The following is a 12,987-nucleotide window of genomic DNA, read 5'->3' as shown; positions in this document are numbered from 1 at the left end:
GCGCCGTCTCAGTTGACGACGAGAGGCGCCAGGTCGTCCTTGGCGCGAGCAAGGCCTTCGGCCGGCTGGACCTCGCCGTCCAGGATGCGCGCGACCCACTGGCGCCACACGTCCTGGCCCTCGAGACCGCGTGCGCCCGGCCAGATCGTTTCCGGCGTCAGGCCGGCTTCCAGTTGGGCGATGGCGGCCTCCTGCAACGGTCCGCGCGGAATATCATGCACGGAGGTGTTGAGGTACCCGACCTCGGACCAGATTTCCTGGCCTTCCCTCGAGGCGCAGAAGGCGAGGAAGTCCATCGACGCCCTGGCGAGTTCCTCGTCTCGGGCGTAGACGGCCAGGAAGTTGCCGCCGGAATTCATCTTGCGGTTGCCCTCAATGCTTGGGAACATCACGTCCTTGAACTCGATGTCTGCCTTGGCTGCGGCCGCCGCGCGGGAGGAGGAGGTGGTGACGATGGCGATGTTGCCGGCGAACATGGCCTTCTGCTGGGCGCGGTAGTCCATGTTGGTCCACAGTTCGGCGCGCACCGGCTCGGCGAAACGGGTCATGCCCTCGATCGCCTCGGCGCTGTCGCACACGAGTTTGTCGCCGTCGAGGATGAAGCCGCCGGCATTCTGGATATAGGCCTGCGACGTCCACTCATTGTTGGAAAGATCGAGGGCCGAGCGATAGGTCGGATGGTTCCTGCCACCCAGCGCCTTGTCGATCCTCGCCGCCTGCTCCACCAGCCAGGCGTGGCTCACGTCGAGCGGGATGTTCTCGTCGAGGCCGGCCTCGCGCCACAGATCCATGTTGATCCAGGTGACAGGGGTCGACATCGCCCAGGGCAGGCCGATCAGCGCATCGTCGATGGTGACGAGCGGGCGGACGTTCGGCTTGAACCGGCCGATGATCTCCTCCGCCTTGCCGGCGTCGATCTCGGCAAGGTCGCGTGCGCCAAGGGTCCGGCGGGCGAAATAGCCGAACTTCCAGCCGGTGACCATCATTTCCGGCGGGCGGCCCGAGGCGATCGAGGCGAGCGCCTTGGTGGCCATCTCCTGGTAATCGCCGTCCATGCGGTTGATGACGCTGACGCCGGTCTTCTTGGCGTTGTAGGCGTCGACGACCTTCTGGAACGGCTGGTTGGAGCCCCAGGGGCTGGAAACCGTGACGGTCGCGTCAGAGCTGGCAAGGGCGCGGAAGGGGAGCAGGGAGGCGGCGGCGAGACCTGCCGTTCCGGCCAGGAAGGTGCGGCGCGTGGACGTGAATTGTGCCATGTCGGAAACCTCTCGGAGAGCCTGTGGGGAGCAGGAGTGACGTGCCGCTCTTTCCTGTATACACAGCAGCGACCTGCCGGTTTTACCAAGGCTCGACGAAAGATCTGTGACAGTGCCTGTCTATTAACTATATGTGACATAAAGGATTTTCAGGAAAAATCGGGTCGCCCGAAAAGTTCTGAGGCGGCTTGCGGGCAGATGTGAGAGGGACCAGAGCCTTGGCTGTGATCGAGGAATTGAGGCGGCTTGCCTCGGAAGCCTATGGCGACCGGAGCGACCGTCCGATCTGGCTACAGATCTATGACCGTCTCGAAAGCGCATTGGAAAGCGGGACGCTCGCCGAAGGGGAGAAGCTGCCGGGCGAGGACGATCTTGCCGCGCTCTTCGGCGTCAGCCGGATCACGCTGCGCCGCGCCCTCGACCGCCACCAGCGCGAGGGACGACTGCAGGCCCGAAAGGGCGTCGGCATCTTCGTGCGCGCGCCCACCGTGCGCTACATCGTGCACCGGCACGAGGCGTTCAACGAAGCGGTCTGCGACGACGCGGCCGAGTTGAAGATCCTCTCGCTGGTGCGCAAGCCTGCCTCTGCCGCCGCGATCCGGGCCTTTTCCCTTGCCGAGGGGGAGGAGGTGTTCGCGATGCGCAGCGCCATCGTCATCGGCGCAACGCCTGTCTATCTCGCCGCCAAGGAATTCCGCATCGATGTCTTCGCCGGCATGGAGGCGGTCGTGGCGCGCGGCGGCTCGATCCTCGATGCCTATGCGGCGGCCGGCATTCCCCGCTATGTGCGCGCCGAGACGCGGATCTTCGCCGATCTCGCGACCGAGGCCGAGGCGCGCGAGCTTCAGGTCTCCGTCGGCGCGCCGCTGTTGCGCTCGCGTTCCTTCAACACCGACCTGGAGAACCGCGTGATCGAGGTCAATGCCGGGTGCTGGCCGATGTTCGCCGTCGAGCTGGTGTTCGCCAGCGGCGCCGCCGACATTGCCGCCGGCGTGCTCGACCCGGCCCCGCGCCGTGTCTGATAGGCGAATGCGGAACATGGCGGCTTTTGCCCATCGGCAGGAATTGCCGCTCCGTTAAGGAAGGCGAAACTTCGCCGGCGCTAACGTGTCCCTGGATGGAAGAAGCGGGATGGAATCATGTCTCCTCGGGCCCAGTTGCGTCATTTGATGGCCGATGTCGACAATGCTGCCGACAATGCGGAGCGTGCCTTGCGCCAGCTTCAGGCGAGGGGCGTGACCGCCCGCGTCGAGGACAGTGATCCCGCCGTCACGCCGGTGCGTGCGGGGCTGGTTCTGGCGTCGCTGCTGATGGCCGCCAAGATGCTCGGCCTGCAGGACTGACGGCACCCGTCTGTTCCGATCATCAACAGGATTGACCGACGCGCAGCCCGCCTGCGCGTTTTGTCGTCTTGATCCGGGCACGGCTTGCGGTCAGCATCGCCGGCATGACCCAGCCAGCCTCGTTGCCCGACACGTTCCGCCTCGCGCTTTGCGCCTTCAATCTCGCCAATGGCGGCCCATCGCGGGGCAGTTTCCTTGCCGCGATCGATGCCCGCCTTGCCCGGGCCCGGGCGGAAGGCGCAGCGCTTCTGGTGCTGCCCGAGTATCTCAGCGAAGCCTTTCTCGCGTGGAAGCCGGAAGGTCTTGAACCCACGTCGGAACTCGCATTCATGGCGAGCGAGGCCGAAGTGCTTCTGCCCGATCTTCGCGCGTTGGTGGCGCGGCACGGCGTGTCGCTTGTTGCCGGCTCCGTGCCCTGGCCCGACGGGGCGGGCGGCCATCTCAACCGGGCGATTGCGCTTCTCTCCGACGGACGGGATATCGTCCACGACAAGCTCGCGCTCACCCCGTTCGAGCTCGACCGCGACAGCTGGCTGCTGACGCCGGGCGACAGGGCCGTGCACTTCGAATTCGCCGGCCTGTCGGTGATGATGCTGATCTGCCTCGATATCGAGATGCCGGCGCTGTCCTGCCTCATCGCCCGTGATGCGCCGGACCTGCTCATCGTGCCCTCGATGACCTCGAGCCTTGCCGGCTATCACCGCGTTTTCGGCTGCGCCAGGGCGCGCGCCATCGAACTGATGTGCTCGGTCGCGGTCTGCGGTGTGGTCGGTGCCGCGCCCGGAACCACCCAGAACGACACGAATGTCTCCGGAGCCGCCCTCTATGTCCCCTGCGAGCCTTCGCTCGGCTATCACGGTGTCGCCGGTGAAATCGCGCCCGTGGACGGGACGAAGGGCGAGGAGCCTTTCCTGGTTGCCGATGTGCCTGTGGCGGCGGTGCGGGCGCTGCGCGCGGGCGGTGCCGAGGTGTGGCCGGGCAACTGGTCGGCCCAACATGTCACGCTGGTCGGGGAGTGAGTGTCATGTCTGGCGATAGGCCCGTTCCCGCGCCGAATGGCGCCTGCCTCTTGGCCGCCGGCCTTTCCGGACTTGCCGGCGTCGCGCTCTCGGCGGCGGCGGCCCACAGTGCTGCGGCGAACCTTCTGGATCCGGCCGCGCGCATGCTGCTCTTTCATGCCCCCGCGTTCCTGGCCCTGGCGCTTCTTGTGCCGGCGTGGGGCAGGGGTGGCGCGGTGCGTCGGGTGCTGGCGCTCGGCGCGGCGGCGCTCGCGCTCGGCCTTCTGCTTTTCTGCGGGGACCTGTGTGCCCGGGCCTGGCTTGGCCACCGGCTCTTCGCCTTTGCCGCGCCGCTCGGCGGCACGCTTTTGATGAGCGGCTGGCTCGCCATTCTCCTCGCCGGCGTGATGCGGATCGCCGCCCGCCCCGCCTGAAAGGTCGCCGCCTGCGCCACCGCGTCGCGGAGCTCTCTCGGCCGGCGACGCAATGGCTAGTCCCGATGTCGGTTTTGTACAAGCCGTGCCGCTTTATCGGCTGCACAACAACAGGACACGCTGATCGCCTGTCTTGTTGCCGGCGCCGTCTTGATCGAGGCTCGCATGACCCGTTTTTCCTTCTGGGATCTGGCGTTGAAGGCACTCAACGCCCATCAGGACTGGGGCCACCAGTGGCGCAAGCCCGATCCGAAGCCCGAATATGACGTTGTCATCGTCGGCGCCGGCGGTCACGGGCTGGCGACGGCCTATTACCTTGCCAGCCAGCACGGCATCACCAATGTCGCTGTTCTGGAGAAGGGTTGGCTCGGCGGCGGCAACACGGGCCGCAACACCACCATCGTGCGGTCCAACTATCTGTGGGAGGAGAGCGAGGCGCTCTACGACCATGCCATGGACCTGTGGCAGGACCTGTCCCAGGAGCTGAACTACAACGTCATGTATTCGGCGCGCGGCGTGATGATGCTCGCCCATACGGTGCATGACGTGCAGGTGTTCAAGCGTCACGTTCACGCCAACCGGCTCGCCGGCGTCCAGAACGAATGGCTGAGCGCGGAGGAGGCGAAGGAATTCTGCCCGCCGCTCAACATCGGCAGGAACATCCGCTATCCGGTGATGGGCGCGGCGCTGCAGCGCAAGGGCGGTGTCGCCCGCCACGACGCGGTCGCATGGGGCTATGCGCGCGGTGCCGACAGGCGCGGCGTCGACATCATCCAGAACTGCGCCGTCACCGGCATCCGCCGCCATGCCGACGGGTCGGTGGCCGGCGTCGAGACCTCGCGCGGCTTCATCGGAGCGAAGAAGGTCGGCGTCGTTGCCGCCGGCCACTCCTCGGTCGTCATGGAGATGGCGGGCGTGCGCATGCCGCTGGAATCGAACCCGCTGCAGGCGCTCGTCTCCGAGCCGGTGAAGCCGTGCTTCCCCTGCGTCGTCATGTCGAACACGGTGCATGCCTATCTTTCCCAGTCCGACAAGGGCGAACTGGTGATCGGCGCGGGCACCGATCAGTACGTTTCCTACAGTCAGACCGGCGGCTTGCAGATCACCACCCACACCGTCGATGCCATCTGCGAACTGTTTCCGATGTTCCGCCGCATGCGCATGCTGCGCAACTGGGGCGGCATCGTCGACGTGACGCCCGACCGCTCGCCGATCATCGGCAAGACCCCGGTGCCCGGCCTCTTCGTCAATTGCGGCTGGGGAACGGGCGGCTTCAAGGCAACGCCGGGGTCGGGGCATGTCTTCGCCCACACCATCGCGCATGGCGAGCCGCATCCGATCAATGCGCCGTTCACGCTGGACCGGTTCCGTACCGGCCGGCTCATCGACGAGGCGGCGGCCGCCGCCGTCGCCCATTGAGGCCGCACATGTCCCGCCAGCCCGTCAATCTTGCCGAAAAGCTCTCTCTGTTCTCCGAGCACTGGTCGCCCAAGGTCGTCGGCTCGTTCAACGGCCACGACCTGATGGTGGTCAAGGTCAAGGGCGAGTTCACCTGGCATTCGCATCCCGACACGGACGACTTCTTCCAGGTCCTGTCCGGCCGGCTGACCATACGCATGCGCGATGGCGATGTGACCCTGGGCCCTGGCGAGATCTACGTCGTTCCCAAGGGCGTCGAGCATTGCCCCGTCGCCGAGACCGAAACCCATGTTTTGCTGATCGAGCCCTCCGGCACGCCCAATACCGGCGATCCGGAGACCGCCGCGCAGAAGACCGAGATCTAGGACAGGGCCGATGCTTCTGATCCACTGCCCCTGCTGCGGCGTCGACCGCCCCGAGATCGAGTTTCGCCACGGCGGCGAGGCGCATATCGCGCGCCCCGCCGACCCTTCGGCGCTCGATGACCATCAATGGGCCGACTTCCTTTACATGCGCAGCAACCCGAAGGGCGTGACGGCCGAGCGCTGGCGCCATGTGCACGGCTGCGGCCGCTTCTTCAACGCGCTGCGCGACACCGTCAGCGACCGCTTCCTCGCGGTCTACAGGACGGGCGAGCCGCGCCCGGACCTTGACGCCGCGTCGACCGGCATGGAGGGCGGCAAATGAGCCAGCCTCATCGCACCCCCGCCACCGGGCGCATCGACCGCTCGGTGCCCGTCACCTTCACCTTCGACGGCCGCACCCTGCAGGGATTTGCCGGCGACACCCTGGCCTCGGCGCTGCTTGCCAACGGCATCCATCTGGTCGGCCGGTCGTTCAAGTATCACCGTCCGCGCGGCATCCTGACCGCCGGCTCGGAGGAGCCGAACGCGCTCGTCGGCGTGGCGAAGTCCGCCGCCGCTGCCGCTGCGGGCCAGAGCGTGCCGAACCTGCGCGCCACCCAGGTCGAGATCCACGAGGGGATGGTCGTTGTCAGCCAGAACCGCTGGCCCTCGCTTGCCTTCGACATCTGCGCGGTCAACGACCGGCTCGCCCCGATCTTCGTCGCCGGCTTCTACTACAAGACGTTCATGTGGCCGAAGAGCTTCTGGAACAGCGTCTACGAGCCGTTCATCCGCTCCGCCGCCGGCCTCGGCAAGGCTCCGACGGCACCCGACCCCGACCGTTATGCCAACCGCTACGCCCACTGCGACGTGCTTGTCGCCGGCGGCGGCCCCGCCGGTCTTGCAGCAGCGCTTGCGGCGGCGCGTGCCGGAGGACGCGTGATCATCGCCGACGAGCAGGGCGAATTCGGCGGCTCGCTGCTGCATGAGACGGGCGCCACGGTCGACAGCAAGCCGGCAACGGACTGGGTGGCCTCGGCCGTTGCCGAGCTTGCCGGCAACGCGCGCGTCACGATCCTGCCGCGCACCACGGTCTTCGGCTATTTCAACCAGAATTTCGTCGCGCTCGCCGAGCGCGTCACCGACCACCTCGCAGCCCCCGACCCCTCGCTGCCGCGCGAGCGGTTGTGGCAGGTCCGTGCCCGCCAGGTGGTGATCGCCACTGGCGCCATCGAGCGGCCGCTGGTCTTCCCGGAAAACGACCGCCCCGGCGTGATGATGGCCGAGGCGGCGCGCATTTATGCCGGCCGCTTCGGCGTCCTGCCGGGCGAGGAGATCGTCGTCGCCACCGCCTGCGACAGCGCCTGGGTCGCCGCCTTGGACATTGCGGAGGCCGGCGGCAAGGTTGCCGCGATCATCGACATGCGGCCCGATCCGGGCGCGGCTCTGGTGGCCCGTGCGCGCGAAGCGGGCATCCGCATCGAGACGGATTGCGTTGTCACCGGCGTGCTTGGCAAGAAGCGGGTCAAGGGTGTTCTCATCGGTCGGCGCAAGGCATCCGGCGTCGTCGCCGCCGGCGAGATTTCCTGCGACTGCCTGCTGATGTCGGGCGGCTGGACGCCGAATGTCAGTCTACACTCGCAGGCGCGCGGCAAGCTCGACTGGCAGCCGGAGAAGGGCGCCTTCCTGCCCGGCGATCCGGTTCAGGCGCAGCGTTCCGCCGGCAGCTGCCGGGGCGTGGACGGTCTCGCGGCGGTGCTGGCCGACGGCGCGGCAGCCGGGGCGCAGGCCGTGGAAGCGGCGACGGGCACGCCCGCGCCGGTGCCCGACTTTCCCGCGACGGGCGGCGAGGCGGGCTCCGGCTGGTGGCTCGGCACGGTCCCGCATGACCGAAATGCCGCCCGGGTGCGCGCCTTCGTCGATTTCCAGAACGACGTCACCGCCAAGGACGTCAAGCTTGCCGTGCGCGAGGGCATGCATTCCATCGAGCACATCAAGCGCTACACGACCACCGGCATGGCGACCGACCAGGGGCGCCTGTCCAACATGAATGCGCTCTCCATCGCCTCCAGCGCGCTCGACAACCAGATCCCGCAGGTCGGTCTCACCACGTTCCGCCAGCCCTACACGCCGGTCACTTTCGGCACCCTGGCGGCGACCTCGCGCGGCGATCTCTTCGATCCGGTGCGGCGCACGCCGATCCATCCCTGGGCGGCGGAAAAGGGCGCTGCCTTCGAGGATGTCGCGCTGTGGAAACGCGCCTGGTACTTCCCGGGACCCGGCGAGGACATGCACAAGGCGGTGGAGCGCGAATGCCGCATCGTGCGCGAAAGCGTCGGCATCTTCGACGCCACGACGCTTGGCAAGATCGAGGTGGTGGGCCCGGACGCGGCCGAGTTCCTCGAGCGCATCTACACCAATCCCTGGAAGAAGCTGGGCGTCGGTCGCCTGCGCTACGGGTTGATGCTCAACGAGGCCGGCTTCATCATCGATGACGGCGTCGTCGGACGCCTCGCCGAGGACCGCTTCCACGTGACGACGACGACCGGCGGCGCGCCGCGCGTCCTGGCCCTCATGGAGGACTATCTCCAGACAGAGTGGCCGGACCTGGAGGTCTGGCTCACCTCGACAACCGAGCAATGGGCGGTGGTCGCCGTGCAGGGGCCGAAGGCGCGCGAGGCGATCGCCCCGCTTGTCGACGACATCGACCTGTCGACCGACGCCATGCCGCATATGTCGGTGCGCGAAGGCCATGTCATGGGCGGCATTCCCTGCCGGCTGTTCCGCATGAGCTTCACCGGCGAGGCGGGCTACGAGATCAACGTGCCGCCTTCCCGCGCCCGCCAGGTCTGGGAGGCGGTCTTCGCCAATGTCGAGCGGCTTGGCGGCTGTCCCTACGGCACCGAGACGATGCACGTGCTGCGCGCCGAGAAGGGCTACATCATCGTCGGTCAGGAGACCGATGGCACGGTGACGCCCGACGATGTCGGCATGTCCTGGGCGATCGGCAAGAAGAAGCCGGATTTCGTCGGCAAGCGTTCGCTGGCCCGGCCCGACCTTGTCGCCGAGGGGCGCAAGCAGATGGTCGGCCTGCTGACGAAGGATGCTACGACGCTGCTGGAGGAGGGCGCACAGGTGACGGTCGAGGCCGAACCGGCACGCCGCACACCGGCGCTCGGCCACGTGACGTCCTCCTATGTCTCGCCCGCCGCCGGCCGGCCCATCGCGCTGGCGATGATCGCCAATGGCCGCGCCCGCATGGGCGAGACCCTCCATGTGCCGATGCCGGGCGGCGCCATTGCCGTCGAGGTGGTGTCGCCCGTCTTCGTCGATCCGGAAGGAAACCGGCTCAATGTCTGAGACCGCCCTCTACCGTCCCGCCCTGGCTGACAATCAGGCCAACGCCGAGGTTCTTGCGCGCCCCGGCATCAAGGTGACCCGCGCCGGCCCGCTTGCCCGTTTCGTCTTCCGCGGCGATGCGGCCGCTGCCGGCAAGGCCGGTGGGGCCTTCGGCGCCGCGCTGCCCGTTGCGCCGCTGGCGGCAAACGCGGTCGGTGCCCGTGCGGCGCTCTGGCAGGGCCCGGACGAATGGCTGCTGCTGGCCCGCCCGGAAGCGGACGGGGAGCAGGCGGTCGACATGCTCGCCCGGCAACTCGCCGGCGAGGTCGCGGCTGCGCTCGGCGACACGCCCCATTCGCTGGTCGACGTGTCGGAGCGCAATGTCGCGCTGCTGGTCGAGGGAGCAGGCGCGGCCGATCTTCTCAACGCCCATGTCTTCCTCGATCTGTCGCCGGAAGCCTTCCCGGTCGGCACGGCGACGCGCACGCTCTTCACCAAGGCGGAGATCACCCTCTGGCGCCTTGGTGACGAGGCCTTCGCGATCGAGGTCTGGCGCAGCTTCGCCCCTTACGTCGAGGGGCTCCTCATCGAGGGGTGAGGAACGTAGCGGAAGCTCGCCGGCACCGCACCGCGCCGCATAAAAAGCGTGTAGCATATTGCATTGAAAAGATAATTTCCGGGAAACCAACAATTCAGGAAACCGGCGCCGATACACGTTTCGGGGCTGGCGCCGCTCGGGTAGCTGCTAAGGGTTGCAGCACGGTCAGGCGGGAATCACGGTTTTCTCCGTCATCGGTCCGGCGGCGCAGCGGGTTTCGGCGATTGCCCCGTCCGGGCGGTGGCGGGTCCCGGCCGATTGACTGACATGGTCGCACGTCGCCAGCCGGATGATCCGGCTGGTCGCGCCGACCCCAAAAGGAATTTCATAAAATGTGTGAGGATCATCGTTTTGACGTGTCGCGGCGCGGCCTGCTCGGCCTTGGTGCCGCAGCCGCTTCGACTGCATTCGCCGGTGCCTTTGCCTTGCCCGGGAACGCCCGGGCAACGGAGACGAAGGCGGCTCCAAATGACATCAGCCCCGATGCGGCGTTGCAGCGACTGACCGAAGGCAATGCCCGCTACGTCGCCGACGCCGGTTGTAACAGCGACTTCTCCGCCGGCCGCGCGGCGCGCGCCGGTGCGCAATATCCCTTTGCCGGAATCCTCTCCTGCGCCGACTCGCGCGTCGCGCCGGAACTGCTCTTCGACCAGGGGCCGGGCGAGCTGTTCATCATGCGCGTTGCCGGCAACTTCGTGGATGTCAGCGGGCTTGCGAGCATTGAATACGGCGTTGCCGTTCTTGGCATCCCGCTTCTCGTGGTGATGGGCCACACCAATTGCGGGGCCGTTTCCGCCACGATCAACGTCGTGGAGAACGGCACTGAACTGCCCGGTCATCTGCCTGAACTGGTGAAGGCGCTGAAGCCCGGTGTCGAGGCGGCCTTGTCCGAAAAGCCGGCCGATCCGCTCGCCGCCGCGACCCGGGCGAACGTCCTGCACAATGTCGAGAAGCTGAAGGCCGCCGGCCCCATCGTTTCCGAGGCGGTTGCCGCAGGCAAGGTCCGGGTCGTGGGTGCGGTCTACGACATCGCCACGGGCAAGGTCGAACTCGTCTGACGAAGATGCGGCGGCGCGGGTCTCGCGCCGCCGCAAGGTGTCGCCCGCAGCCGGAGGGCTTGCGGTGCGATCAGCTCACGCGAAGCCGCGCTTCTTCAGCAGCGGCCCGGCATCGGGCAGGGCGCCGCGAAAGGCGACATAGGCCTCCTTCGGGTCCTGCCGGCCACCGGCGGAATAGATCGCCTCGCGCAACCGCCGGGCAAGTTCCGCGTTGAAGATGTCGCCCGTCTCCTCGAAGGCGGTGAAGGCATCGGCATCCATCACTTCCGACCACATGTAGCTGTAATAGCCGGCCGAATAGCCGTCGCCGGAAAACACATGGGCGAAATGGGTCGGCCGGTGGCGCATGGTGATTTCCGCCGGCATGCCGATGCGGGTCAGCGTCTCGCGCTCCAGCGCCGCCACGTCGGTCGCGCCGCCCGCGTCGCGCGTGTGCACGTCGAGATCGAAGAGCGCCGAGGCAAGATATTCGACCGTGGCGAAGCCCTGGTTGAAGTTGCGCGCCGCCAGCACCCGTTCCATCAACTCGGCCGGCATCGGTTCGCCGGTCTCCACGTGCAGGGCGAAGCGCGTCAGGATTTCCGGTTCCGACAGCCAGTGCTCGTAGAGCTGCGAGGGCAGTTCGACGAAGTCGCGCGACACCGACGTGCCGGAGATCATCGGATAGGTGACGTCCGACAGGAGCCCGTGCAGCGCATGGCCGAACTCGTGGAACAGCGTGCGCGCGTCGTCGAAGGTCAGCAGCGCCGGTTCGCCCTTCGGCGCCTTGGCGAAGTTCATCACGTTGACGATGATCGGGCGAATGTTGCCCGCCAGCTTCTCCTGCCGACGGAAGGCGCTCATCCAGGCGCCGCTGCGCTTGGTCGAGCGGTTGAAATAGTCGCCCAGGAAGAGGCCGACATGGGCGCCGTCCGCGTCCAGAACCTCGAAGGCGCGCACATCCGGATGGTAGAGTTTCAGCCCTTCCACCTCACGGAAACTCAGGCCGAACAGCCGCCCGGCCGTGTGGAACGCGGCCTGGATGATGTTCTCGAGCTGGAAGTACGGCTTCAGCTCCGCCTCGTCCAGCGCATGGTCGCGGCTCCGCAGCTTCTCCGCGTAGAAACGCCAGTCCCACGGCGCGATGGCGATGTTCTCGCCGTGCTCGGCCGCAAGCCGCTGCAGCGCCTCCGCTTCCCTGCGGGCCTGCGCCACCGCCGGGCTCCACACGGTCTCCAGCAGCTCGCGCACCGCCTGCGGCGTGCCGGCCATCGTGTCGTCCAGCTTGTAGGCGGCGAAACTGTCGAAACCGAGCAGCTTCGCCCGCTCGTCGCGAAGGGTGAGGATTTCGGCGATCACCGCCCGGTTGTCGGTTTCGCCCTCCGCCTCGCCGCGCGCGCTCCAGGCATTGAAGGCGATCTCGCGCAGGTCGCGCCTTGTCGAGAATTGCAGGAAGGGCTCGATCAGCGATCGCGACAGGGTGATCACGTGCTTGCCCGGATGGCCGCGTTCGCTTGCAGCCTCCGCCGCTGCCTGACGCAGGAAGGCGGGCAGGCCGGCAAGATCCTCCTCGCGCTCCAGCAGCAGCTGGTAGCCGGCCTCGTCGGCGAGCACGTTCTGCGAGAACTGCGTGCCCAGCACGGCGAGCCGCTGGGAAATCTCCGCCATTCGGGCGCGGCCCGCCTCGTCGAGCCCCGCGCCCGCGCGGGTGAACATGCGGTGATAGCGTTCCAGCACCCGCGCCTGTTCCGCATCGAGGTCGAGGTCGTCGCGCGTCTCCCACAGGGCTGCGATGCGGGCATGAAGCGCCTGGTTGAGCAGCGTCTCGCTGGAATGGCGGGCAAGTCTTGGCGCCATCTCCCTTTCGATCCGCTGCAATTCCTGGGACGTGTGCGAGCCGGAGAGATTGAAGAAGACGGAGGCGACGCGTGTCAGTTCGGCGCCGGACAGTTCCATCGCCTCGATCGTGTTGGCAAAGCTCGGTGCGTCCGGGTTCGCCGCGATCGCGTCCACGGCCTGCCGCGCCAGCGCCAGCGCCTCGTCGAAGGCGGGTTCATAGTGCCAGGTCTCGATATCGGCAAACGGCGGCAGTCCGAACGGTGCGCTCCACTCGGCAAGCAGCGGGTTGCGGTCGGCGACGACGGCGTCGGTCATGGGAAATGTCCTTCAGGCGGTGCCGGCCGGCGGGAGGCGCCGGCCATGTCGATGCCGAATATGGG

At 67.5% G+C, this 12,987-nt stretch carries 12 protein-coding genes; 10 read left to right on the top strand and 2 right to left on the bottom strand.

Going from position 1 to position 12,987, the window contains the following annotated elements; genetic code table 11:
* Positions 1-8: 8 nt before the first annotated feature.
* On the bottom strand, positions 9-1,256 hold the full coding sequence (locus tag RBB46_RS03775) for an extracellular solute-binding protein (protein WP_306027549.1): 1,248 nt from the start codon (positions 1,254-1,256) through the stop codon (positions 9-11).
* A 224-nt stretch (positions 1,257-1,480) separates the two neighbouring features.
* On the opposite strand from RBB46_RS03775, the gene RBB46_RS03770 reads away from it, so the two are divergent.
* The 10 genes from RBB46_RS03770 (at position 1,481) to RBB46_RS03725 (ending at position 10,789) form a co-directional block, all read left to right on the top strand.
* Positions 1,481-2,278, top strand: coding sequence for a GntR family transcriptional regulator (locus tag RBB46_RS03770; protein ID WP_306027720.1), 798 nt, complete (start codon positions 1,481-1,483; stop codon positions 2,276-2,278).
* A 117-nt stretch (positions 2,279-2,395) separates the two neighbouring features.
* Positions 2,396-2,599: a hypothetical protein gene (locus RBB46_RS03765; RefSeq protein ID WP_306027548.1), complete on the top strand. Its 204-nt coding sequence runs from the start codon at positions 2,396-2,398 to the stop codon at positions 2,597-2,599.
* A 104-nt stretch (positions 2,600-2,703) separates the two neighbouring features.
* Positions 2,704-3,618, top strand: coding sequence for a nitrilase-related carbon-nitrogen hydrolase (locus RBB46_RS03760; RefSeq protein ID WP_306027547.1), 915 nt, complete (start codon positions 2,704-2,706; stop codon positions 3,616-3,618).
* Between the two features lie 5 nt (positions 3,619-3,623).
* On the top strand, positions 3,624-4,031 hold the full coding sequence (locus RBB46_RS03755; protein ID WP_306027546.1) for a DUF423 domain-containing protein: 408 nt from the start codon (positions 3,624-3,626) through the stop codon (positions 4,029-4,031).
* Positions 4,032-4,196: 165 nt separating this feature from the next.
* Complete coding sequence (locus RBB46_RS03750) at positions 4,197-5,450, top strand: sarcosine oxidase subunit beta family protein (protein ID WP_306027545.1); 1,254 nt, start codon at positions 4,197-4,199, stop codon at positions 5,448-5,450.
* 8 nt (positions 5,451-5,458) lie between these two features.
* The gene (locus RBB46_RS03745) at positions 5,459-5,815 is read left to right on the top strand and encodes a cupin domain-containing protein (protein WP_306027544.1); all 357 of its coding nucleotides are present in this window, start codon (positions 5,459-5,461) and stop codon (positions 5,813-5,815) included.
* A gap of 10 nt (positions 5,816-5,825) precedes the next feature.
* The gene (locus tag RBB46_RS03740; protein WP_306027543.1) at positions 5,826-6,137 is read left to right on the top strand and encodes a sarcosine oxidase subunit delta; all 312 of its coding nucleotides are present in this window, start codon (positions 5,826-5,828) and stop codon (positions 6,135-6,137) included.
* The gene (locus RBB46_RS03735; protein ID WP_306027542.1) at positions 6,134-9,154 is read left to right on the top strand and encodes a sarcosine oxidase subunit alpha family protein; all 3,021 of its coding nucleotides are present in this window, start codon (positions 6,134-6,136) and stop codon (positions 9,152-9,154) included. The genes RBB46_RS03740 and RBB46_RS03735 overlap by 4 nt, the downstream gene beginning before the upstream one ends.
* Entirely contained in the window at positions 9,147-9,731 is a 585-nt protein-coding gene (locus RBB46_RS03730; protein ID WP_306027541.1) for a sarcosine oxidase subunit gamma, read from the top strand. The genes RBB46_RS03735 and RBB46_RS03730 overlap by 8 nt, the downstream gene beginning before the upstream one ends.
* A gap of 332 nt (positions 9,732-10,063) precedes the next feature.
* Complete coding sequence (locus RBB46_RS03725; RefSeq protein WP_306027540.1) at positions 10,064-10,789, top strand: carbonic anhydrase; 726 nt, start codon at positions 10,064-10,066, stop codon at positions 10,787-10,789.
* Positions 10,790-10,864: 75 nt separating this feature from the next.
* Here the strand turns inward: RBB46_RS03725 and RBB46_RS03720 are convergent, their stop codons facing one another.
* Positions 10,865-12,922, bottom strand: a complete 2,058-nt coding sequence (locus RBB46_RS03720; protein ID WP_306027539.1) for a M3 family metallopeptidase — start codon at positions 12,920-12,922, stop codon at positions 10,865-10,867.
* Positions 12,923-12,987 lie beyond the last annotated feature (65 nt).

Source organism: Stappia sp. MMSF_3263, assembly GCF_030733745.1.
GTDB lineage: Bacteria > Pseudomonadota > Alphaproteobacteria > Rhizobiales > Stappiaceae > Stappia.
Note: the sequence above shows the minus strand (reverse complement) of the source record. Positions and strands in the feature narration are given on the sequence as shown.

What these genes read in the sequence shown, in the direction of transcription:
- RBB46_RS03775 (WP_306027549.1), bottom strand. Translation starts at nt 1,256, where the DNA reads ATGGCACAATTCACGTCCACGCGCCGCACCTTCCTGGCCGGAACGGCA.
- RBB46_RS03765 (WP_306027548.1), top strand. Translation starts at nt 2,396, where the DNA reads ATGTCTCCTCGGGCCCAGTTGCGTCATTTGATGGCCGATGTCGACAAT.
- RBB46_RS03760 (WP_306027547.1), top strand. Translation starts at nt 2,704, where the DNA reads ATGACCCAGCCAGCCTCGTTGCCCGACACGTTCCGCCTCGCGCTTTGC.
- RBB46_RS03755 (WP_306027546.1), top strand. Translation starts at nt 3,624, where the DNA reads ATGTCTGGCGATAGGCCCGTTCCCGCGCCGAATGGCGCCTGCCTCTTG.
- RBB46_RS03750 (WP_306027545.1), top strand. Translation starts at nt 4,197, where the DNA reads ATGACCCGTTTTTCCTTCTGGGATCTGGCGTTGAAGGCACTCAACGCC.
- RBB46_RS03745 (WP_306027544.1), top strand. Translation starts at nt 5,459, where the DNA reads ATGTCCCGCCAGCCCGTCAATCTTGCCGAAAAGCTCTCTCTGTTCTCC.
- RBB46_RS03740 (WP_306027543.1), top strand. Translation starts at nt 5,826, where the DNA reads ATGCTTCTGATCCACTGCCCCTGCTGCGGCGTCGACCGCCCCGAGATC.
- RBB46_RS03735 (WP_306027542.1), top strand. Translation starts at nt 6,134, where the DNA reads ATGAGCCAGCCTCATCGCACCCCCGCCACCGGGCGCATCGACCGCTCG.
- RBB46_RS03730 (WP_306027541.1), top strand. Translation starts at nt 9,147, where the DNA reads ATGTCTGAGACCGCCCTCTACCGTCCCGCCCTGGCTGACAATCAGGCC.
- RBB46_RS03725 (WP_306027540.1), top strand. Translation starts at nt 10,064, where the DNA reads ATGTGTGAGGATCATCGTTTTGACGTGTCGCGGCGCGGCCTGCTCGGC.
- RBB46_RS03720 (WP_306027539.1), bottom strand. Translation starts at nt 12,922, where the DNA reads ATGACCGACGCCGTCGTCGCCGACCGCAACCCGCTGCTTGCCGAGTGG.